This is a genomic window from Klebsiella pneumoniae complex sp. WS1778 (genome assembly GCF_049472055.1).
In the GTDB taxonomy this organism is placed as follows: domain Bacteria; phylum Pseudomonadota; class Gammaproteobacteria; order Enterobacterales; family Enterobacteriaceae; genus Klebsiella; species Klebsiella quasipneumoniae.
In genome coordinates this window covers 577148-599079 of sequence record NZ_JBKGTJ010000002.1, presented here as the reverse complement: position 1 = coordinate 599079, position 21932 = coordinate 577148, and the positions used below count along the sequence as shown (strand labels likewise).

Here is a 21932-nt window from a genome sequence, read left to right as displayed (position 1 = left end):
GGTCAGGCCTCGCGGTCCACCAGCCCGTCAATAATCACCTGCCGTACCCCCTGCGAACAGGGTTCAATACGGCCGCGCACGCCATAGACGGCCGCCAGGGTCTCAGGGGTGATGACCGTGGCCGGGGTGCCGTCGCCGAGCAGCTGGCCCGCTTTGAGCATCAGCACGTGGTCGGCGTGACGCAGGGCAATATTGATGTCGTGCACCACCACCAGAGTCACGATGTTGCGCCGCCGGGTCTCCCGGCGCACCAGATCCATCACGTGAAACTGGTAGTTGAGGTCAAGCGCGCTGAGCGGTTCATCGAGTAGTAGCAGGCGCGGCTGGCGAATCAGCGACTGGGCGAGACCCACCAACTGTTTTTGCCCGCCGGAGAGCTGATCGAGGTAGCTCATCGCCAGGTGGGCAATTCCCAGCTGTCGCAGCAGCGCCATCACCTCTTCCTGCTGCTGGGCGCTGTGGCGTCCCCCGGCGGCGCGCTGGGCCACGATAATCGACTCCAGCACATGCAGATGCACGCCGGCGGGCAGCGTCTGCGGAAGATAGACCACCTGTTCTGCGCGACGTGAGAACGGCTGCGTCAGCAGATTTTCTCCCTCCAGGCGCAGCTCGCCGCGGCAGGGGCCCAGTCCCGCCATCGCTCGCATTAACGTCGATTTACCGCTGCCGTTTGGCCCCAGCAGCGCGGTGATTTTCCCCCGCGGCAGATGGGGAACTGTCAGGTTCTCGATCACCTTACGTCTGGGGTAGCCAGCGCTGAAGTGAGACAGCGACAGCCCGGATAACGTCTGGTCGCTCATACTTGCCCCCGGTGACGTAAAATAATGCTCAAAAAGAACGGGACCCCTACCAGGGAAGTGACGATCCCCACCGGAATAATGGCCCCCGGTATCAGGTTCTTCGAGGCGATGGAGGCCAGGGAGAGCACCAGGGCGCCGATCAGCGCGCTGGCGGGCAGGTAAAAGCGATGATCTTCGCCGAAGAGCATCCGCGCAATATGCGGCGCCACCAGGCCGATAAAGCCGATTGGCCCGACAAAGGCCACCGAAAGCGCCGACAGAATGCTGATCCGCAGCAGCGTGGTCAGGCGCAGACGGCGAACGTTAATGCCAAAGCTGATGGCCCGGTCCTCGCCCAGCCTTAGGGCGGTCAGCGCCCACGCGCTGCGCAGCGACAGGGGCATCACCAGCGCCAGGGCGACCAGCAGGATGGCGACTTTGCTCCAGGAGGCGCGGTCGATGCTGCCCATGGTCCAGAACACCAGCCCCTGCAGAGTGTCTTCATTGGCGATGAACTGCAGCATCGAGACCAGGGCGTTAAAGGTAAAGACCAGCGCGATGCCGAACAGAATGACGCCGGAGGTAGCCACCTGGGTCCAGCGGGTAATGCCATCCAGCAGCAGGGCCGCCAGCAGGGCGAAGATAAAGGCGTTGGCCGAGATAAACCACTGGCCGGGAATACCGGGCAGACCAATACCCAGCACAATCGCCAGCGCGGCGCCAAACGCCGCAGCCGAGGAGACGCCCAGGGTAAACGGGCTGGCCAGCGGGTTATTGAGGATGGTCTGCATTTCGGCACCAGCCAGTCCCAGCGCCAGACCGACGATAATCGCCATCACCGCATAGGGTAGGCGGATATCCCAGACGATGGCGCGAATGCCCGGATCGGCGCTGGCCGGATCGGTTAACGTCTGCCACAGGCTCTGCAGCGGCAGTCCGGAAGGGCCGAGCATAAAATCGAACAGCAGTGAAGCGACAATCAACAGCGCCAGCAGCAGCAACAGCAGCAGGCGGCGACGCACGATATGGCGATAATGATCCATCACGCCAGAAGTCCCGGCGGGCAGCTCGTCGAGCACGGAGTCGGAGGTTAAACGCATGCCGGATTACTCGCTCTGCTGCCAGGAAAAGACGAACGGCTGGTCCGGCAGGTCGGTGAAGTGACGCACGATATAATGGTAAGTCTCATCGGGGTTGAGATCGCGGAAGGCCTGCGGATAGATATCTTTCGCCAGATATTCCATGCCGACAATATTCCACGGATGGTTATAGAAGTGGTGATAGACGCCATAGGCCCGCTTTTCCTGCACCGCCGGGATCTGGCTGACCCCCGGTCGCGCCAGCAGCGTCTGCGCCTGGGCTTTCACCGCCTCCGGCTTAACCTCATAGCCGAGGGGCAGCACCTGGCTGTTTCCGCGCTTCGAGCCGGTCATGATCCAGGCGTCGGGCTTCATGCTGATGATTTTCTCCAGCGAGACGAACCCGGAGGCGCCCGGCAGCAGCTGCGAACCGATATTGTTCGCCCCGACCGCCTCCACCAGCCCGCCCCAGCCGCTGTGGCCGTGAGTAAAGCAGCAGGCGTCGCTGTTGCCGGCCAGCGCTTCCACGAAGACGTTGGCCTTCGGCGTGATGGTCGCGGTTTTCTGGCGAATCGACTGCAGCTGCTGACGATAGTAATCGGTAAAGGCTTTGGCCTGGCTCTCGCGGTTGAGGACTTTGCCCAGCAGGTCGATGCTGGGAGCGGTATCTTTCGCCGGGTCGATCTCATAGTCGACAAACAGCACCGGAACGTGCAGGGCGCTGAGCTTGTCGATGACGCCGCTCTCCATCAGCGCTGGCCTGGCGCGCAGCTGGGCGATCATCAGATCCGGCTGGCGGGCGATGACGCTTTCAAGATCGACATTCCCCTTGTCGCTGAAGCCCATGTCAAGGATCGTGGCCGACTGCGGCCACGTCGTTTTCAGCATCTGCCAGGTGGCAACGTCCTGCTTTTTCGCCAGATTATTCCATGCCACCAGCCGCTTAAACGGATTGTCCCGGTCCAGCAGGGCGAGGGTCATAATGTCGCGGCCATCCTGCAAAATAATACGCTGCGGCTCTTTAGCCAGGGTGACCTGCCGGCCGTCAAGGTCGGTAACCGTCAGAGGATATTGGGTCGCATAGCTGAGGAAGGGAGTCGCGATCAGCGCAGTAAGCAACAGCGATCTTACTGATTTTCTTGCCATAAAATGAGTTCCGTTTGCCAATTTATAAATATAATGATTCTGAGAATTATTCTCGAGTAAACGTCAACGGCAAGTATATCAAGCGCAAATTTCACGAAATGTAACAAACATGATGGAAATTATGCCAACGCCGACAGGGTGCGCAGCGGCAGCATTTTCTGCCATGGTTGCAGGTCGAAGACGTTTTTCAGGCTAATTCCTAATGTCATCCCCGGTTCGTTGTGCCATCCTGAATACGACTCATAACACGACACGTGAGAGAGGATATTATGAAAAAAGCAATGATTGCGTTATCGGCTATTCTGGTTGCGGCTCCGGTTTTTGCTGCGACAACACATGCAACAGATGATACCGTCGCGGCGGCCAATGCCAACGCCAACACCGCCAAAGAGAAGCTGCATCAGGCCCAGCACGAAGGTGAAGAGCAGCAGCTGAAGGCGAAACATGCGGCCGAAGGCAAACAGGATAGCGTCGGCAGCCAGGTGAGCGAAGGCGCGCAGAAGACCTGGAACAAGACCAAAGAAGGGACTGAGAAAGGTTGGGATAAGACCAAAGAGGTCAGCGAAAAAGGCTGGAACGCCACCAAATCCGGCGCAGAAAAGGGCTGGGATAAAACCAAAACCGGCGCTGAAGAGTTAAAAAATAAAGTGACTGAGTAAGTCCTGATATCAGTCTGAATAAAGGTCGCGAGAGCGGCCTTTTTTATTGCTCGTACTCCCCCATAATGCCTTCCCCGACAGCAGAAACCCCAGATGCCAGGAATCGTCCTGGTTAAGCGGATACTCACTCTTTCTTCACATTTTCCCGTTACAAAGAACTTCAATCAGGAGGTGTACGATGAAAAAGATGATTTCTCTGGCGGTAATATTATCCACTGTGCTGAGCGTCCAGGCCTTTGCCGATGGCCCAAACGACGGCCATCGTCCGGGGCAGCCAACGGTGTGGCAGAACGGTTCGGATCATCATGGGCATGCGCCGCAGGGCGGACCTGACGCGCATCATCAGGGTGACCATGACCAGCGTGGCCCGGATCGTGACGGGCATGACAAACGCGATCAGGCACGGCATGAGCAGGACCATTTCGCCTGGCGCGGTAACGATTTCCGCAAAGGCCACCCGGCTCCGGCGCCGTTCCGTGGCGATGAGTATCGCGTCCGTGACTGGAGCGACCGCGGCCTGCCGCCCCCGCCGGAGGGCCATCACTGGTCCTATATCGACGGTAACTATGTGCTGATCGCCGCGGCGACCGGGATCATCACCTCGATTCTGGTGAGCGGCGCCCTCGGCCACTAAATGCACGTCTCCCAACGCCGGGCAGGGAACACCTGACCCGGCGATGGATCACCGCCGGGGCTACGGGTTCAGTTCGTCATCCGGCCAGTATTTATAGCCATTGACCATCGCCTGGGCGGCCAGCCCCTTGTCGGTGATTTCATAGACGTTCACTTTTGACGGCAGCGAGGAGGTGTCCTTCGCTACGCCGTTCGCGGAGGCGGCGATCGGCGCGATGCCTTTGTCATCATATTTCGCCGCGGCGTTCGCATCGGCGCCGACCATATATCCCTGGCGGATAAAGGTCTCCAGGGCCGCTTTATCATGGAAAACCAGCACCGTGCGTTGCTGTTTAATCCCCATCCCCAGGCCGGCGCCGCCCTGGGCCATTTTCATATAGGTGTCCTTCCCGGTGGCCTTATCCCGCACCACGCCGTAGCCGCTGCCAAATCCGAACAGCAGGATCTTGCTGCTGTTGTTGGCGAAGACCGCATAACCCTTCGCATGCTGAATATCGCTGCGGGCCTCGGGCTGCAGGGTGTAAAGTTTATTGAGGGTTTCGTTGCGCATCTTCTGAATACTGGCCCGCTGCTGGCTGGCGGTATCCCCCTGCGCGCTGCAGCCCGCCAGCGCGGTCATGGCGACGAGGAAAAGCGTCTGTAATCTCATAGAGTTTTTTTATTTAAATCTGAATACGGCCGGAAATAGTAGGGTAAATAACGGTTAATCCTCCATAAAATAAACGTTTATTTTTAAATTTCACCGTTTCGAATGCTTTTTTCACTGCCGCGAACGCATTATTAAATAAGATGCCGTCATTTCCGATATTAGAAATCCTGCTTGCATAAAGTTTTCACCACGCTACCGTGTTAAGTCCTTACGATATTTCCCGGAGAGCGGCATGAGTGATTATGTAATTCCAGAAATTAAAGCGACGGAAGCGGAAATGATTTCTCTGCGTCATTATTTACATGCCAATCCGGAATTAAGTCTGGAAGAGTTTAATACCAGCGAACTGGTCGCCAGCAAGCTGACCGAGTGGGGCTATCAGGTGACGCGCGGCCTCGGCAAGACCGGGGTGGTCGGCAGCCTGAGCAAAGGCGATTCGCCGCGCACCATCGGCCTGCGCGCCGATATGGACGCACTGCCGATCGAGGAAACCACCGGTTTACCCTGGGCCAGTACGGTATCGGGGAAAATGCATGCCTGCGGTCATGACGGCCATACCACCATTCTGCTGGCGGCGGCGAAATACATCGCCTCGCCGGCCTGTCAGTTCAATGGCACGGTGCATCTGATTTTTCAGCCGGCGGAAGAGGCTATCGGCGGCGCCGATTTAATGATTAAAGACGGCCTGTTTGAGCAGTTCCCCTGCGAACGCATTTTCGGTCTGCACAACATGCCGGGGTTGCCGGTGGGTAAGCTGGGCTTCTATGCCGGCAACTTTATGGCCTCGGCGGACACCGTCAAAATCACCCTTACCGGCTACGGCGGCCACGGCGCCCATCCGGAGCGCACCGTCGACCCGATCGTCGCCGGCGCGGCGCTGGTGATGGCCCTGCAGAGCATCGTGGCGCGCAACGTGCCGCCGGGCGAAACGGCGGTGGTCAGCGTCGGCACCTTCCAGGCCGGTATCGCCTCCAACGTCATTCCGGAGAGCGCGGTGATGGAGCTCAGCGTGCGGGCGATGAAGCCGGAAATCCGCGACCTGCTGATCAAACGTATTCACGAGCTCAGCGAATTTACCGCTAAAAGCTATGGTGCCAGCAGCGCGGTGGAGGTTTACGACTCCTACCCGGTATTAACCAACAGCCCTGAAGAGACTGACTTCGCCCGGGCGCTGGCTCTGGAGGTGTTTGGCCGCGAAGGGGTGCTGGAGTCGGTCTCGCCGATGAACGCCAGCGAGGATTTCGCTTTTATGCTGCGCGAACGTCCGGGCTGCTACTTCCTGCTGGGCAACGGCGAGAAGGGGGAGAAAGGCGGCTGCATGGTGCATAACCCCGGCTACGACTTCAACGATGACATTATCACCACCGGCGCGACGCTGTTCGCCCGTCTGGTGGAAAAGCACTGCCGTTAACCTCTGGAGAAGAACTGGAATGAAAAAATCACTACTGCTATGGCTGGCGTTAATGGCGTCGACGTCGGCGCTGGCCGAAGGGGGAAAGGCGATCCGCTTTGGCGTCGACCCGACCTTCGCGCCGTTTGAATGGAAGGATCCGCAGGGCAAGCTGGCGGGGTTTGATATCGATTTAGGCAACGCCATTTGCCAGCAGCTGCAGGCGAAATGCGTGTGGGTGGAAAGCAATTTCGACGGCATTATCCCGGCGCTGAAGGCGCGGAAATTCGACGCCATCCTTTCCGGGATGTACATGACCGAGAAGCGTAAAGCGCAGATTGCCTTTAGCGACAAGCTGTATAACGGGCCGGTGTTCCTCGTGGCGCGTAAAAATACCCTGAAAGGCAATACGCCGGAGCAGCTGAAGGGCAAAACCATTGGCGTCGAGCAGGGCTCGGCGCAGGAGACTTACGTTAATCAGCACTGGCGTCCGCAGGGGATCAACATTGTGGCCTACCAGGGGGCCGATAGCGTGGTGCGCGATCTGGAGTCCGGGCGCATCGACGGCGCGGTGCTCTCCGGCATGATGGCCGACTACAGCTTCCTGCAGCAGCCGCAGGGTAAGGAATTCGCCTTTGTCGGCGGCCATCTGCAGGATGATACGCTGTTTGGCGCCGGGGCGGCTATCGGCTTACGTAAAGACGATGAGGCGCTGCGTCAGGAAATAAACGGCGCGATTGCGAAGATCCTTGCCGACGGCACCTATAAAAAATTAGCCAGCAAATATTTTAGCTTTGATGTTTATTCCGGGACATAATGTCTGAGTGTACCCGCGGGCATGGATCGCCCGCCGTAAGATTCCTTTTCTGATTATCCAATCGACCTCCTCTCCTGACCCCTGTGGTTACCTGAGGGAAGCAGAATATAAGCTAAGGAGTACTCGGCATGATGACACGTCCCTTGGGCAAAACCGGATTTTCCATCGCCCCGTTAGTGTTTGGCGGTAACGTCTTTGGCTGGACCATTGATGAAAAAACCAGTTTTGCCCTTCTTGATGCTTTTGTTGACCACGGCTTTGACGCTATCGATACGGCGGATGTTTATTCCCGCTGGGCAGAGGGCAACCAGGGCGGCGAATCCGAAACCATTATTGGCCGCTGGCTGCAGGCGCGCCCCGGCATGCGCGATAAAGTCAAAATTTTCACCAAAGTCGGCTCCGATCTCGGCCTTCCCGGCCATAAGGGACTCAGCAAAGCCTGGATCCAGCAGGCGGTAGACGACTCCCTGCGCCGCCTCAATACCGACTACATCGACCTCTACTTTTCCCACTGGCCGGATCCGCAAACACCGGTAGCGGAAACGCTGGAGGCTTTCCACAGCCTGCAACAGGCGGGGAAAATTCGCGCGATGGGGGCCTCTAACCTCGATGCAATGCAGCTGGCGGGGGCGCTGGAGGTAGCGCGCAAGGGCGGCTTGCCTGCCTGGCAGGTGCTGCAGCCGGAATATAACCTCTATCACCGCTCCGCGTTTGAAGGCGCGCTGTGCGATCTCTGCGTCAGCCGCGATATCGGGGTGGTGACCTACTACAGCCTGGCCTCGGGATTTTTAACCGGTAAGTACCGTCAGCCGTCGGATCTGGCGCAGAGCCAGCGCGGAGGGGGGATTGGTAAGTACCTGAATCCGCGCGGGATGCGGATTATCGATACCCTGGTGGCGGTCGCGGATGAGCAGGGGGCGAAGCCGGCGGAAGTGGCCCTCGCGTGGCTGATCGGCCGCGAAGGGGTGACCGCGCCGATCGCCAGCGCCACCAGCGTGGCCCAGGTGGAAAGTTTTGCCCGCGCGGTGGCGCTGAGCCTGAGCGCGGAGCAGGTGGCGCGACTGGACAGCGCTAGCGCCTGAGTCACGCCCTCTTCCCGGCGGGGAGAGGGTGGACAAATGGCGCGGACCGCAGGTCGGGTAAGGCGCAGCCGCCACCCGGCGAAATAACGGCACAATCGTCAATTTCCCTGTTTGCAATGCGCCTGGCAGGGCTACAACTTCTATGTGATTTCCGGACAGATTGCGCTCCCGATATGTCTTTCATGGCGCAGGGAGCGCACAGGGGGCGGCCAGTCGCCGCCGCCCCCTGTACCCCCGGGCTCCGGCCAGCAAAATCGCCGCTGCGCGGTCCCTTCGACTTATCCCTGCAGGCTTCGGGTCGGGCCGAGGCAGCGTCCGTGCAAAACACGGCCCTCAGCCCGCATCCATGCGGGCTGCCCCGGCCTTCCGGGAACGTCTCAGCGATTTTGAGGCCGTCAGCACTGGCAGTTTCAGTCGTGCAAGTGGGTAAATCAAGGACAGGTCGCACGAACCCTGTAGGCCGGGTAAGGCGTAGCCGCCACCCGGCAACATGACGGGCAGGGGGCCTGAAAGCGTGCCCGGCGGCGGCCCTTTATTCCTGATGGCGGGTGAGATTGAGGATCTTCGCGCTGGCGCCGACCGGGAAATTGCTGAGGGCGCCGAAGTCGCTGCCCTGATAGCCCATGATCTTGCCGTCGGTGCGCATCTGCTGAAGATCGATGAGGATCACCCCCAGCGTGGGAATGATTTTCTCGCGCCAGACGAACAGATAGAGATCCTCCGCCACCTGCACGTAGTGGCAGCGGTCGACATCCGCCAGCCCCTTTTCCACGCCGTCCAGACACTGCCAGGCGTAAAAATTATCGTTGAGATAGATGTGCTCATAGCGCTCAGTCGGGCTGTAGGTGTACTGATTGCGCATGCCGACCAGCGCATCGGTAAAGCCCGGCAGCGGCCCCGGCTGCGCATCCAGGCGGGCGAAGACAAAGCGCGCTTCTACCGCGGTCAGCGGCAGGCCTCGCTCTACCCGGCTGAAAGCGTCCAGCCGCGCGGCGGCTTCGTCCGGCAGCTGGCCGTAGACCAGGGTGGCGTTGCGCTGCGTCAGGTTGCATACCGCGCTGACGCTGGCGTTATCCCGCTCCGGGTCAAGGAAGTCGATAAACAGAATATCCGGGCGCAGGGCGGTCGCCCGCCAGGGGGCGCGCTTGCCGTTCCAGCTTAGCGTCTGCTCATCTTCGATGATCAGCTGCTGCGGCTCACTTCCGGCGACATAAAAGGTAAAGCGCTCGCCTGCGGGCAGGCTGGCGGTGGCGAGTAAATTACCGTGTGGCGCAAAACCATCGGCCAGCGCGCCGACCTGGATAAATACGGCTTCTGAAGTCATAGGGGCTCCTGAACAGAGTAGGGCGTTAGGCAAACGCCAGAGTGGGAACATCGACGATACTGGCGCCGCCGTCGGCGACCAGCGTGGCGCCGCTGATGATGGCGGCCTGCGGCGAACAGAGAAACTGACAAGCCTCGGCTATCTCCTCGGGGCTGGCGGGGCGGCGCAGCGGAACGTCGCGACAGACTCGCTGATAAGCCTCAGTCAACGATAGCCCTTCCGCCTGCATCAGCGGGAGCATCTCTTCATCCGCCATCGGCGTGGTGACCCAGCCGGGGCAGACGGCGTTGGCGCGCACCCCCTGGGGACCGTAATCGCGGGCGACGGAGCGCATCAGGCCGATTAAGGCGTGTTTGGCGGTGACGTAGCCGCAGGCCTGCGGACCGGCGGCCAGCGAGGCGATGGAGGCGACAAACAGCACGTTGCCACGGCGGGTAATCAGCGAGGGCAGGCAGGCGCGAACGCTGGCGAAGGCGCTGGTGAGATTGCCGTCCAGCGCCTCGCGCCACTGGCGGTCGCTGGTCTCGGCGGCGGGGCTGTTGCCCATCCCGCCGGCGCTGCAGATGAGGACATCAACACCGCCGCTCTGGTCGAGAATGGCCGGCAACAGCCGCTGGCGCCACACCTCGCCGTCGGCGGCATCGCCCATCAGCGCCGTGGCGCCGGTCTCATCGGCGACAGCCTGCAGCGGCGCCTCGCGCCGTCCGGTAATAAACACCCGGTCGCCCGCGGCGCGCATCAGCCGCGCGCAGGCGGCGCCAATTCCGGTTCCGCCGCCGGTGATCACCACGACTCTCGCCATTCGCTCTCTCCTGTAATGGGGTTTCCGATTACCTTAAAAAGCGCGTCAGCTCCCGGCTATCGCCCGGAAGAACGATAGCCGCGGGGTTAATGGATCTCGCTCACCGGGATCGCCTGCGGCGCCGGAACCGGCTTCATGGTGGCGGGATCGACCGCCAGATAGCGCCCGGTTTTGCTGTCGATACCGACGTAATCGATCATCTTGCCCTGCGCCCGGGTGACCATGGTGCGTCTGGCGAACGCCTCGTAGGCCTCGCTCATCGCTTTGACCCGATCGGGATGTTGGGCCGCGACGTCATGGGTCTCCAGCGGGTCGTCGTGCAGATTAAACAGCTGCCACGGCGCGTCACCGGCAGTGAGGCCCCGCGGCACCAGCCGCCGCAGCTTCCATTCACCATCGACCCACGCCGCCTGATGGTGCAGCTCAACGCCGTATTTCCCGCGCGGCGGCGCCTGTACTTCGCCGGTGAGATAGCGCTTAAAGCTGACGCCGATCATCGGCAACACCGGCTTCTTCGCCAGCGATTTGTTCGGATCGATACCGGCGAATTCATACAGGGTCGGCGCTACGTCGTACACCGCCATCGTCGAGGCGTCGATGTGACCGTGGCGCGTGATCCCGGGACCGGCGATCATAAAGTCGGTGTTAATCCCGCCCTGGGCGCTGGTGGTCTTATGGTAGTTGGCGTAGGGGGCGTTGCTGACGTTGGCCCAGTGCGGGCCGTAGGAGACAAACGAGCCTTTGCGGCCGATGTTGTCATAGCGGTTATCGAACTGCTTCCAGAATTCCGGGGTAGATTCGTAGTAGAAACCCTGCGCCGGGTTGGCGCCGTTATCGGTTAAAAAGACCAGCAGGGTATTTTTATCGCGCCCGGTTTGTTTCAGCGTCTCCATCAGGGTGCCGATTTGCGCGTCCATATTGGCGATCATCGCCGCATACACCTGCATCACTTTCGCCGTATATTTCTGCTGCTCTAGCGTTAGCGCCTCCCACTCTTTATCCAGCTCCAGATGCGGCAGCGGGGTATCGTCATGGATAATTCCCAGCGCTTTCAGGCGGGCGATGCGCTGGCGATAGACCTCGGCGTAACCCTGCTCATACTGGCCTTTGAAGCGCTTAATCCACTCGTCGGGGGCCTGCAGCGGGTCGTGCGGGGCGGTGAAGGCCAGCCAGGCGAAGACCGGTTGTTCCGGCGGCGTATCTTTAATCCAGCTATTCATCTGCCGGGCGTAGGCCTCGCTGGAGTAGAAATCGTCCGGCAGGGAGACGCGCTCGCCGTCGCGGGTGTAGTAGGTGTGGAAGGCTTCAACGGTCCCGAGCGGGACGGCGTCGTTAAAATGGCTGGTGCCGCCGCCCATAAAGGCGAAGGAGTGGTTAAAGCCGCGGTCCTTCGGCGTGGCGCCGGGAACAAAACCGAGGTGCCACTTGCCGGCCATCAGGGTGTTATAGCCCGCGTCTTTAAAACGCTCGGCCATGGTGGTGACGCGGTCGGTCAGCCGCAGCTCGTAGCCCTCCTTGCCAATGGTGCTGTCGTACCACCACATACCGCCCATCCCGGCCTGCTGGTTGCTGTTACCGGTGAGCAGCATCGAACGCGCCGGGGCCGACATCGGCGAGGTGTAATACTGGCTCATGCGCATCCCCTGCTCGGCCATCGCCTGCAGGTTGGGGGTGGGGATTTCGCCGCCGAAGGGGCTGATGTCAGAGTAGCCCATATCATCGGCGATAATCACGATGACGTTCGGACGCTCTTGCTGGGCGGCGTGCGCGCCACCGGCGAGGATCACACTGACCGCCGCGGCCATGGCTGTTTTATTCACAACGGATTCTCCTGTTTCTGCGGGTATCACTTTCAGAGCAATGGGCTACGCCGGATGCGCGGCCCCGACAAACGCGGCCCGCCAGGCTTGTAGCCCTTGAAGGTCGCGGGAAAAGGGGCGCACGGGCGCCAGAATTTCGCTAAAGAAGCGGTAGTAGCCGCCGCAGAGGCGGTTGTTGCCCGCGGCGTTCAGATGCGCCGGGCAGCCGCCCTGGCAGACCATTTTGACCGCGCAGGTCTGGCATTCGCGGCGCAGGCTTTTCTGCTGACCGAAAGGCAGCTGCACCGAGGCGTCGACCGCGTGCGCCAGCGTCATGTCGTCAAGGCGGCCCAGCCGATGTTCGGCGTTGATCAGATGGTCGCAGGCGTAGAGCTCTCCGTCGGGCTCCATCACCAGATTGCTGCCGCAGCGGGCGCTGTGCACGCAGCTGCCGCTGGTGTGAGTGAAGTACTGCGCCCACGCCTGCTCGATATTGATGACGAACACCCGCCCCTTGTCGCAGCGCTTCTGCCACTGCCGCCAGATGCCGACCATAAAACGCCCCCAGTTATCGGCACTCAGCTGATAGCCCTCGCGCAACGCTGCGCCTTCGCTCATCAGCGGCTGAAACTGTAGATAGCGCGCGCCGAGGCTGACCAGCCGGTCATAAATCGCCGCCGCGTGGGCCGCCATCTCGTTATGCACCACCACCAGCAGGTTAAAATCCACCTGATGCTGGTGGAGAAAGCCGATGCCGCGCAGTGCCGCCGGCCAGCTGGCCCGGCCGCGTTTATCCGGACGATGCTGGTCCTGTAGCGCTTCGCTGCCTTCGAGGCTCAAGCCGATAATAAAGCGATGCTCGCGGAACAGCCGGCACCAGGCGTCGTTGATCAGCGTGCCATTGGTCTGCAGACTGTTGCTGATGGTGACGCCGTCGGGGGCATAACGCGCCTGCAGGGCGAGCGCTTTTTTGTAAAAGCTCAGGCCGGCCAGCAGCGGCTCACCGCCCTGCCAGACAAAGTTGATTTCCCGCGCGCCGACGGGCTGGGCCGCGATGTAGCGGCGGATAAACTGCTCCAGCCGCGCCTCGTCCATCTTGTTGACCGGCGTTTCATCCTGGGGGTAATAGCAGTAGCGGCAGGCGAGATTGCAGGCGGGGCCAATCGGCTTCATCAGAATATGAAACGGCACCGGCGAGCGCGGCTCAGCGGCCAGCGGAATTTGCTGCTGGCGCAGGGCGGCGATATTCAGCATCGGCTTATCCTCGGTTAATGACCGGCGCTGTTGCTATTATTTTGGCAACAGCGGGTCAGGCGTAATCACATGATTAAGCCGCGGCGAAAATTAATGGCATCCTGTTAAGGGTATAAGTGAAAAAAAACAGAAATCCATCGTTCTTAAGGATGAGAGAGACGCGTCCGGGATAGGGTTTTTTTATCACCAGAGGCAGGTACGCCGGGTATTAATCTTTTTTGTTTATGTTTTAACGCCGCTATCGTAAGGCATGGCGAGTGTGTTTTTTAAATGCTTTATATAACAATGCATTGCTGAAAATTTTGTAACGGCTATCACATTGTTAATATGTTAATGATTGTGTTACTTAAATGTGAAATGTATGCTTCAATTATCGGTAGTCATCCATGTGTCATGCACCATCATCTCGACGGGGAGGCCCTATCATGTCTGCTTTGTTAAAAGCCAGCCGTAATGATGCGATAATAGCCCGTTGTTTACAGACTATTTCTCAGTTAATTCCACTGACTTCAGCGGTGTTTTATCGAGTAAATAACCGGTTAAAACCCGAAAACTATATATTGCATAATATTTCCGATAATACGCACCAACAATATCTGGAAAACTTCCAGCCGCTGGATCCGCATTTACCGGCGCACTTTAGCCACCAGAACACCACCGTGGCGGCGATGACGCCGCGGCTCTGCGATCGCAACCGGCATTATTATCATGAATTTATGTTGCCGAATAACGTGCGTGACATGACCGAGATCTTCATCCGCCGCGAGCGGCGGATCATCGCCGGTATCTCGCTGATGCGCGACGTGCCTTTTTCCAGCGAAGAGCGTCATCGGGCCCAGGCGGTGCTGCCGCTGGTGGAGTTGGCGATCCGCGACTGCCTGCAGGAAGAAGATGACCTGCCCGCTATCCTGACCGCCAAAGAGCGGGAAATCGTCGGCATGGTGCGCGAAGGGGCCAGTAATAAGCTGATTGCCCGCCAGCTGGATATCTCGCTCTCGACGGTGAAAACGCACCTGCGCAATATCTTCGCCAAGACCGAAGTGGTCAATCGTACCGAACTGGTTTCCCGAACCTGGATGCCGGCTGCTCAGCGTACGCTGCATCTGTGATCTGACTTTCACATCCCGCGCGCGCCGTGGCAACACGGCGTTTTCCTGATGCCTGTGGGTATCACTCCCTGGAGGATCCTCCGGGGGGAGGCTTTTTTGACCGGAGCACGCCCTACGATGTCGAGTACACCTGTCACTGATAATGCGCTTTCCCGGCCCGCCGGGCTGGTGGTGTCCCTGCGTTTGCTGGCGGCGATTGTGATTTTTGCCGCTATTGCGCCGGGTATTCTGATGACCGCGCCGGCGGTGGCGGCGCAGCTGGCCAGCGAATGGCAGCTAAAACCCGGGCAGGTAGGCTGGCTGTTCTCAGCGGAGCTGGGGGCGATGAGCCTGGCGACGCTCCCGGCGTGGTGGTGGATGAGTCGCCTCGACTGGCGGCGGGTCGCCCTGATGGCCGGGGCGGTGTTTCTGACCGCCAACCTCGCCTCGGCGGTGGTCACCCAGTATGAGACGCTGCTGGCGGCGCGCTTTATCGCCTCACTGGCGGGCGGCACGCTGATGATTCTGTGCATCAGCTGCGCGGCGGGAACGCCGAACCCGTCGCGGGTCTACGCCTTTTGGGTGCTCGGGCAACTGCTGTTGGGGATGCTTGGCCTGCTGGCGCTGCCCGGCCTGTTCGCGACCTTTGGCCTGAAGGTGGTGTATCTGATCCTCGCCGCCATCATGCTCTGCTGCCTGCCGCTGGTGTCCGCTTTCCCGCCGCGCTTTCAACCGCTCTCTGCCTCCCGCCAGCAGCCGTCGACGGCGCTGTGGCGTCAGGCGCTGGCGGTGCTGGCGGTGCTCACTTTCTATATCAGCCTCAGCGCAGTGTGGACCTTTATCGGCACCATCGGCAGCACGGCGGGGCTGAGCCCGACGCAGGTGGGGCTGGTGCTGGCGGCGGCGACGGTTTGCGGCATTATCGGCGCCGGCGGCGCGGCCCTGCGCGGCACCCGGCGCGCCGATCGCTTACCGGTGTGGTTGGGCTATGGGCTGCTGATAGTCAGCGTCGGGCTGCTGGTTGGCCAGCCGCTGCTGGCGCGCTACGCCATCGCGGCGCTGCTGTTTAAGTTCACCTGGACCTTCGTGCTACCCTTTATTCTCGCCCGCGTCGCCGGGCTCGATAACAGCGGTCGGCTGATGAACAGCATCAATCTGGTGATCGGCGGCGGCATGGCGGCCGGCCCGGCGCTCGCGGGGGCCTTACTGCAACACTTCGCCAGCGCCGACCCGCTGCTGGCGGCGGCAGGTGTCTGCGCGCTGCTGTCACTGATTTTAATTGTGGCGGCTTCCGCCGCCGGGAAGGGTTAGCCCACGGGAGGATAGAGTGAAAAGAAAAACCGGTTTCTTCTTTGATGAACGTTGTTTCTGGCACAGTACCGGGCTGCACGCAGTGACGCTGCCGGTGGGCGGGTGGGTACAGCCACCCGCCGGCGGCGGTCATGCCGAATCGCCGGAGACCAAACGGCGGATGAAAAACCTGATGGATGTCTCCGGGCTGACGCCGCAGCTGGCGCTGCGCAGCGCGGCGCCGGCGAGCCTTTCGGACCTGCGGCGGATCCATCCCGACAGTTATCTGGAGCGCTTCAAGGCGATAAGCGATAACGGCGGCGGCATGCTCGGCAAAGAGGCGCCGCTGGGGCCGGGCAGTTATGAAATCGCCTGTCTTTCCGCCGGGCTGGCCTGCGCGGCGGTGGAAGCGGTGCTGAAGGGAGAACTGGATAACGCCTATTCGCTGTCGCGTCCGCCCGGACACCACTGCCTGCCGGACCAGTCGATGGGCTTCTGTTTTCTCGCCAATATCCCCATTGCCGTGGAGCGAGCGAAAGCGCTGCTCGGGCTCGGCAAGGTGGCGATCATTGACTGGGACGTTCACCACGGCAACGGCACCCAGCATATCTACCTGCAGCGCGACGACGTGCTGACTATCTCCTTGCATCAGGACGGCTGCTTCCCGCCGGGCTACTCTGGCGAGGAGGATCGCGGCGTGGGGGCGGGGGAGGGTTACAACATCAATATTCCGCTGCTGGCCGGCGCGGGGGATGACAGCTGGCGCTATGCGCTGGAAACCATCGTTATTCCGGCGCTGGCGCGCTTTGAGCCGGAGCTGATTATCATCGCCTGCGGCTATGATGCCAACGCCATGGATCCGCTGGCGCGCATGCAGCTGCACAGCGACAGCTTCCGGGCGATGACTGAACAGGTCCAGCAGGCGGCGGATCGCCTGTGCGGCGGGAAACTGGTGATGGTGCACGAAGGCGGCTACGCCGAATCCTACGTGCCGTTCTGCGGCCTGGCGGTGATGGAGGCTCTGAGCGGCATCCGCACCGAGGTCCAGGATCCGCTGCGGGAATTTATTCAACAACAACAGCCGCGGGCGGAGTTTGCGCAGTTCCAGAGGCAGGCTCTCGATCGGCTGGCGCAGCAGTTTGGCCTGCAGTAGTCGCTCCCGCTCACGTTGATCCCTAAAGTCCCAATATGGGACTTTTACTTTGCTTAGTCCCGAAATGGGACTAGTCTCTGCACATGAAGATAATCTCAGTGAAAACCTTAAGGGACTTCTGGGCGGAGAATCCCGACGCTGAACAACCGCTAAAGGCCTGGGTAGACGAAGCGACAAAAGCCGACTGGAAAACCTCGGCGGAGATAAAGGACCAATACCGCAGCGCAAGTATTCTGAAAAATAAGCGGGTGGTATTCAACATTAAAGGAAATGATTACCGGTTAATCGTAGCCGTTGCTTATCTGCGGGGGTGGGTGTTCGTTAAGTTTATCGGTTCGCATAAGGAATTTGACGAGATAAACGCTGAGACGATAGAGAGGAAGTAAATGATGAATGTGAAGCCTATCCGCACTGAACAAGATTACGAAGCCGCGTTAAGCGCGGTCGAACCTTTTTTTGATAATGAACCTGCGCCGGACACGCCGGAAGGGGATTTTTTTGAGGTGATGTGCCTGCTGATTGCTGAGTATGAAAAAAAGCACTATCCCATCGAGCCGCCGACGCCGATAGAGGCGATCAAGTTTCGCATGGAGCAGCAGGGGCTGACCGTCAAAGATCTGGAGCCGGCGATTGGTAAATCTAATCGCGTGTATGAAATTCTCAATGGTACGCGTAACCTGACGCTCCCGATGATTCGCCGACTTCACGCACAGTTCGGCATTCCTCTGGAGAGCCTGATCGGCGCGTGATGGCGCGGGCATCCGGCTCATTCATGCATCCACTGACTTACCGCCTGATTAATCATCGCCAGCACGCTGAGCAGCAGCATCCGCTGCTGCGCTTCCAGCCGCAGATAACGGCGCAGCGGCGGCATTTTACAGACCACTTCGCTGGCGGCCAAGGGTTCAATGCTGCAGCGCCAGCCGCGACCGTTAAAGGTCAGCGAAAAGCGGCGGTAGTCCAGCTCGCTTAAGGTCTGCTGGAGATTAGGGAAACCATTGAGATAGCCGGCGAGTGCCTCGCTGCCTTTGCCGCCGATAAAGCGGATCGGCTGGCGTTTCCACCAGCCGGATTGATGGGCGCGAATTTTACCGCGTACGGGCCGGGTCACCGGCCCCTCGACGACAAACTCGCAGCTGTGAATGCTGGCCATAAACAGCCGCTTCTGACGCACGCTGAAGGTCACGGCGGTGGCGTTGTTCAAGCGCAGCAGCGCGCTGCGCTCGCTCAGCTTTTCGCAGGGCCAGCCGGCCAGATCGCGCTGCACCGCGTTCATTAACGGCGTTTCAAACCAGGGGACGGAGGACATCTGGCGTCATCTCCCCGCGGGTCTGTTTTTCGTAGTTGTTGATGGCGCGCTCCACTACCTCTTCCACCACCAGCGGCTTGAACGGATTGACGCGCTGCACGCACACCGTCCAGAACAGGGCGTAGGCGGCGGTCAGGCCGAGCATAATGCCGAACGGCACCAGCACCTGGCGACTGTCCATCCCCGGCGGGGTGATATTGACGATAGCGATGATAATGCCGACGCTGGAGATAATCTGCGGCAGTGGGAACCACGGCGAGCGGTAGGCGCGCGGCAGGTCCGGGCGGCGAATGCGCAGCATCACCACCGACAGCGTCACCAGCAGATAGGCGACGCCCCAGGCGCAGACCGCGGCGAGGATCAGCGGCACGATGCGGTCCAGATCGCCGTTCAGATACCAGGCGTGCAGGCAGGGGATCGCCACCCCGATGGCGATGGCGATTACCGGCGTTTTAAAGCGCGGATGCAGCCAGGTCAGGAAGCGGGGCAGCGCGCCGTCCAGCGCCATACCGTAGATAATGCGCGGCACGGCGGCCATCAGCGTATTGATGGTGGCGCAGCCCGCCAGCAGCAGCCCGACCCCCAGCCAGTACTGGCCGGCGTGGCCCATCACCCGCTCGGCGAAGGCCGGGATCGCCATCGGCGTATCCAGCAGATGGACGTTGTTGGCCGCGTCGAGCACGGTATTCTCCACCTGGCGGTTGATCGCCGCACCGTAGATAAACATGCAGCTGGCGACCCCCAGCAGGCCCAGCGCCATCGCCCGCGGTATGGTGCGGTGGGCCTGTTTGATCTCCGGCGCCATCGGCGTCACCAGTTCGCAACCGACGAACATAAACATCGCCATGCCGATATAGCCGAACAGGCCGTTGATATCGCTAACGTTCAGCGGCGTGCCGAACCAGCCGGAAAGATGAGTCACCGGCGCCATAAAAATGCCGCACAGGCCGAAAATGGTCAGCGTGGTCCACATGCCGAAGGTCAGCACCACTTCGACCTTGCCGAAGATTTCCACGCCGATGGCGTTCAGCAGGCCGAAAATCACCACCATGCCGACGCCCACCATCCAGGTGTTTTGGTGAGCGGCCATTTGGGCGTTGATCGATTCGAAGTTCACCAGCGCCATAATGCCCGCCAGGATCGTCTCCGCCGTCCCGGCGAAAATATGGACGATCAGATAGGCGCACAGCGCGCCGGTGATAGCGAAAAAGCGGCCCATGCCGCAGGAGATATAGTCGTACACCGAACCGGTGGTGGGAATGAGCGTCGCCGCCTCGGCAAAGGTGGTGACCTGCGCCTGCATCATAATAAAGGCCAGCAGCACCGCCAGCGCGAAGGTATCGCCGCCCATGCCGAAGCCGCTGGTCACCGTCAGGATCACCGGGCTGGCCATAATCAGCCCGACGGAGCTGGCGAGGGTGGTCGGGAAGCCGACGACGCCGCGCTCAAGATGGCTGGCAAGTCTGTTACTAAACATAGTCAACCTCTGCACAATAATGGGGTAGGGCAGGGAATAGCCAGCGCCACTCCCGGATAGTCATAATTTAGGCGGGCATCCTGCTCAACGAATATCGTCCGGAAGGTGGAGGGTGGCGCATGATTCTGTGACGCAGTCCATGAATGTGAGGGTGGATAAACAAGATGACCCCGAAAACCGGGGCCATCCGTCTTGCCACGTTGCGCCTGTTTCTGCCGGGTGGCGGCTAGCGCCTTAGCCGGCCTACGGTCCGCGCGGCCTGCCTTTAATGTATTCACCATGCTGACTGAAACTGCCGGTGTTGGCGGCCTCAAAACCCCCGGTGACGCTGCCGCTTACCGGGGCTACAGCGCTGTGCGATTTGGTAGCCCGGAGAAGGCGCAATGCGCCGCCTCCGGGGCCCCCCCTGCGCCGCCGGGCAGTATCAGCGCGTTAGCGCGTCTCGACGTTCGCCAGGTAGTGCTTCACAAAGCGCGGCGTCAGGATTTTCCACTCCACTTCGGTGCCCTGTTTAACAAACCAGCTATCGCCTGGCGCAAAGCGCTGCGGTTCACCGCCGGCGACGGTCAGCTCTACTTCGCCTTCCAGCACGGTGGCGTGTTCGGTAAACGGATAGGTCATGGTAAAGCTCCCCTCAGTGGACGAAAACAGTCCGCAGGTAAAGGCATCCTGCGGCTCGCCGTAGATCATCGCCCCGGCCACCTGCGGGTCGCCGGCGGTCGGCGTCGCGCCGAGCAGGCTGACGCTGCCGATTGGCTGCAGGTCGGGCACCGGGTGTTTAAGTTTAAAAGCGTGCATAGCGTTCTCCTGGTTAACTCCGGCCTTTCCAGAAACCGGCGGTTTGATGCATCAATTTTCCGGCGGTGACCAGCAGCAGGCGCAGGCTGTCACGGCCGTGGATGGTCGCGTGGGGGATGCTGCTCAGCAGACGATAGCGGTCTGAACCGCCGTTGATCCCTTCGGCGAGGATTTTGCACACGATGTGCGATGGGGTGACGCCGAAACCGGAGTACCCCTGGACGTAAAAGACGTTGTTGTGATCGCGTAGCGTGCCGATCTGTGGAAACAGGTTGGCGCTACAGGCCATTGGCCCGCCCCAGGCGAAATCGATCTTCACATCCTTCAAATAGGGGAAGACCTCCGCCAGCAGGGTGCGGTTCCAGGCGGCGAAATCGTTCGGCGTATACTCCACAAAGCGGGTGGCGCTGCCGAACAGCAGGCGGTTTTCCCGGGTGACGCGGTAGTAGTTAATCACCGGGCGAATATCGCTGAAGGCGCCGCGCAGCGGGCTGATGCGCTCGATCAGTTCATCGGAGAGCGGCTCGGTCGATACCTGATAGGAGTAGGTGACCAGCGTTTTGTTGTAGATCTCCGGCTCCATATTGTTGAGGAAGCTGTCGCAGGCCCACAGCAGTTTGGCGGCTTTGACGCTGCCCATCGCGGTACGTACCCGCACCTGTTTGCCGTAATTCACCTCCACCACCGGCGAGGATTCGAAGATCTTCACTCCCAGCGAATGGGCGGCCTGCGCCGAGCCGAGGAGCATATTGAGCGAATGGATCTGGCCGCCGCCCATATGTTTCAGCGCGCCGCAGTAGACCTCGGAGCCCACCACCTGCTGCACCTCTTTCCCGGTATACAGCTCGATCTCTTCATCCGGGGTGGCAGCCTTAAACTCCTTCTCCCACTGGCGCAGCGTTTTCAGTTGCCGCTGGTTATAAGCGAGATAGCCATAGCCGGGGACGAAATCGGCGTCGATATTATATTTGCGGATGCGTTCGCGAATGATGCCCGCGCCAAGGTTGGCGATTTTAAACAGCGTTTCCAGCCCTTCTTTGCCGACGTGCTTTTTCACCGCTTCGATGTCGTGACCGATACCGGCCATCACCTGGCCGCCATTGCGCCCGGTGCCGCCATAGCCGAGATGGCGCGCTTCCAGCACCACCACGTTGGTGATGCCCTGTTCCGCCAGCTCAAGGGCGGTGTTAATACCGGAGAAGCCGCCGCCGATAATCACCACGTCGGCTTCAATATCTTCCCGCAGCGCCGGAAAATGGAGGTGGTATTTCTTCGTCGCGCCGTAGTAGTTCAGCGCATCGATTTTGATGTTCATCGCGTTACCCTGTGGTCTTGCCTCGCTCAAGTGCCTCATCACAGCACGCCGCGCGGGCGTTGAATATCGTCCGGAAGAATGACGTTCTT

The 21932-nt window shown here is 60.3% G+C and carries 22 protein-coding genes; 10 read left to right on the top strand and 12 right to left on the bottom strand.

Features of this window, described 5'->3' with window-relative positions:
* Window positions 1–2: 2 nt before the first annotated feature.
* The 3 genes from ACLEXF_RS12795 to ACLEXF_RS12785 are packed head-to-tail and all read right to left on the bottom strand — an operon-like array spanning window position 3 to window position 3004.
* On the bottom strand, window positions 3–800 hold the full coding sequence (locus ACLEXF_RS12795) for an ABC transporter ATP-binding protein (protein ID WP_017898796.1): 798 nt from the start codon (window positions 798–800) through the stop codon (window positions 3–5).
* Window positions 797–1825 (bottom strand): FecCD family ABC transporter permease, encoded by a 1029-nt coding sequence (locus ACLEXF_RS12790; RefSeq protein ID WP_072140534.1) that lies wholly within the window; start codon window positions 1823–1825, stop codon window positions 797–799. Before ACLEXF_RS12790 ends, ACLEXF_RS12795 begins: the two co-directional genes overlap by 4 nt.
* A gap of 60 nt (window positions 1826–1885) precedes the next feature.
* On the bottom strand, window positions 1886–3004 hold the full coding sequence (locus tag ACLEXF_RS12785) for an ABC transporter substrate-binding protein (protein WP_032455661.1): 1119 nt from the start codon (window positions 3002–3004) through the stop codon (window positions 1886–1888).
* A 269-nt stretch (window positions 3005–3273) separates the two neighbouring features.
* Between ACLEXF_RS12785 and ACLEXF_RS12780 the strand changes: the two genes are divergently transcribed.
* Window positions 3274–3663, top strand: coding sequence for a hypothetical protein (locus ACLEXF_RS12780; protein ID WP_002892699.1), 390 nt, complete (start codon window positions 3274–3276; stop codon window positions 3661–3663).
* A 178-nt stretch (window positions 3664–3841) separates the two neighbouring features.
* Window positions 3842–4297 carry an RcnB family protein gene (locus ACLEXF_RS12775; protein WP_023319887.1) on the top strand — a complete coding sequence of 152 codons (456 nt, stop codon included), beginning with the start codon at window positions 3842–3844 and terminating at the stop codon, window positions 4295–4297.
* Between the two features lie 60 nt (window positions 4298–4357).
* Here the strand turns inward: ACLEXF_RS12775 and ACLEXF_RS12770 are convergent, their stop codons facing one another.
* Window positions 4358–4945, bottom strand: a complete 588-nt coding sequence (locus ACLEXF_RS12770) for a YSC84-related protein (protein WP_017898792.1) — start codon at window positions 4943–4945, stop codon at window positions 4358–4360.
* A 232-nt stretch (window positions 4946–5177) separates the two neighbouring features.
* Here ACLEXF_RS12770 and ACLEXF_RS12765 point away from each other — a divergent pair, with 232 nt between their 5' ends.
* The 3 genes from ACLEXF_RS12765 to ACLEXF_RS12755 all read left to right on the top strand — a co-directional run bounded on the left by ACLEXF_RS12765 (window position 5178) and on the right by ACLEXF_RS12755 (window position 8234).
* Window positions 5178–6356 carry a M20 aminoacylase family protein gene (locus tag ACLEXF_RS12765; protein ID WP_004202432.1) on the top strand — a complete coding sequence of 393 codons (1179 nt, stop codon included), beginning with the start codon at window positions 5178–5180 and terminating at the stop codon, window positions 6354–6356.
* 19 nt (window positions 6357–6375) lie between these two features.
* The gene (locus ACLEXF_RS12760) at window positions 6376–7152 is read left to right on the top strand and encodes an ABC transporter substrate-binding protein (protein WP_004202434.1); all 777 of its coding nucleotides are present in this window, start codon (window positions 6376–6378) and stop codon (window positions 7150–7152) included.
* Between the two features lie 128 nt (window positions 7153–7280).
* Window positions 7281–8234 (top strand): aldo/keto reductase, encoded by a 954-nt coding sequence (locus ACLEXF_RS12755; RefSeq protein WP_004202435.1) that lies wholly within the window; start codon window positions 7281–7283, stop codon window positions 8232–8234.
* A gap of 532 nt (window positions 8235–8766) precedes the next feature.
* Here ACLEXF_RS12755 and ACLEXF_RS12750 read toward each other — a convergent pair.
* The 4 genes from ACLEXF_RS12750 to ACLEXF_RS12735 all read right to left on the bottom strand — a co-directional run bounded on the left by ACLEXF_RS12750 (window position 8767) and on the right by ACLEXF_RS12735 (window position 13413).
* Entirely contained in the window at window positions 8767–9558 is a 792-nt protein-coding gene (locus ACLEXF_RS12750; protein ID WP_004202437.1) for a MoaF C-terminal domain-containing protein, read from the bottom strand.
* Between the two features lie 25 nt (window positions 9559–9583).
* Complete coding sequence (locus ACLEXF_RS12745) at window positions 9584–10360, bottom strand: SDR family NAD(P)-dependent oxidoreductase (protein WP_004202438.1); 777 nt, start codon at window positions 10358–10360, stop codon at window positions 9584–9586.
* Between the two features lie 86 nt (window positions 10361–10446).
* A complete protein-coding gene (locus ACLEXF_RS12740; RefSeq protein ID WP_087771443.1) occupies window positions 10447–12180 on the bottom strand; it encodes an arylsulfatase in 1734 nt (577 codons plus the stop codon).
* A gap of 45 nt (window positions 12181–12225) precedes the next feature.
* Window positions 12226–13413, bottom strand: coding sequence for an anaerobic sulfatase maturase (locus ACLEXF_RS12735; RefSeq protein WP_017900833.1), 1188 nt, complete (start codon window positions 13411–13413; stop codon window positions 12226–12228).
* A gap of 425 nt (window positions 13414–13838) precedes the next feature.
* Here ACLEXF_RS12735 and ACLEXF_RS12730 point away from each other — a divergent pair, with 425 nt between their 5' ends.
* The 5 genes from ACLEXF_RS12730 (at window position 13839) to ACLEXF_RS12710 (ending at window position 17693) form a co-directional block, all read left to right on the top strand.
* Window positions 13839–14522 carry a response regulator transcription factor gene (locus tag ACLEXF_RS12730; RefSeq protein ID WP_004202446.1) on the top strand — a complete coding sequence of 228 codons (684 nt, stop codon included), beginning with the start codon at window positions 13839–13841 and terminating at the stop codon, window positions 14520–14522.
* Window positions 14523–14639: 117 nt separating this feature from the next.
* Window positions 14640–15812 (top strand): MFS transporter, encoded by a 1173-nt coding sequence (locus tag ACLEXF_RS12725; RefSeq protein ID WP_023319895.1) that lies wholly within the window; start codon window positions 14640–14642, stop codon window positions 15810–15812.
* Window positions 15813–15828: 16 nt separating this feature from the next.
* Complete coding sequence (locus tag ACLEXF_RS12720; protein ID WP_065696686.1) at window positions 15829–16944, top strand: class II histone deacetylase; 1116 nt, start codon at window positions 15829–15831, stop codon at window positions 16942–16944.
* An 83-nt stretch (window positions 16945–17027) separates the two neighbouring features.
* On the top strand, window positions 17028–17330 hold the full coding sequence (locus ACLEXF_RS12715) for a type II toxin-antitoxin system HigB family toxin (protein WP_087771441.1): 303 nt from the start codon (window positions 17028–17030) through the stop codon (window positions 17328–17330).
* Window positions 17331–17693 carry a helix-turn-helix domain-containing protein gene (locus ACLEXF_RS12710; RefSeq protein WP_023341146.1) on the top strand — a complete coding sequence of 121 codons (363 nt, stop codon included), beginning with the start codon at window positions 17331–17333 and terminating at the stop codon, window positions 17691–17693.
* Between the two features lie 17 nt (window positions 17694–17710).
* On the opposite strand, the gene ACLEXF_RS12705 is transcribed toward ACLEXF_RS12710, so the two are convergent.
* The 4 genes from ACLEXF_RS12705 to ACLEXF_RS12690 form a co-directional block, all read right to left on the bottom strand.
* Complete coding sequence (locus tag ACLEXF_RS12705) at window positions 17711–18253, bottom strand: DUF3156 family protein (RefSeq protein ID WP_087771440.1); 543 nt, start codon at window positions 18251–18253, stop codon at window positions 17711–17713.
* The gene (locus ACLEXF_RS12700; RefSeq protein WP_002892820.1) at window positions 18231–19730 is read right to left on the bottom strand and encodes an APC family permease; all 1500 of its coding nucleotides are present in this window, start codon (window positions 19728–19730) and stop codon (window positions 18231–18233) included. Before ACLEXF_RS12700 ends, ACLEXF_RS12705 begins: the two co-directional genes overlap by 23 nt.
* Window positions 19731–20162: 432 nt before the next feature.
* Window positions 20163–20528, bottom strand: coding sequence for a cupin domain-containing protein (locus tag ACLEXF_RS12695; RefSeq protein ID WP_002892824.1), 366 nt, complete (start codon window positions 20526–20528; stop codon window positions 20163–20165).
* Window positions 20529–20541: 13 nt separating this feature from the next.
* Window positions 20542–21843 (bottom strand): NAD(P)/FAD-dependent oxidoreductase, encoded by a 1302-nt coding sequence (locus tag ACLEXF_RS12690; protein WP_017900836.1) that lies wholly within the window; start codon window positions 21841–21843, stop codon window positions 20542–20544.
* Window positions 21844–21932: the final 89 nt, after the last annotated feature.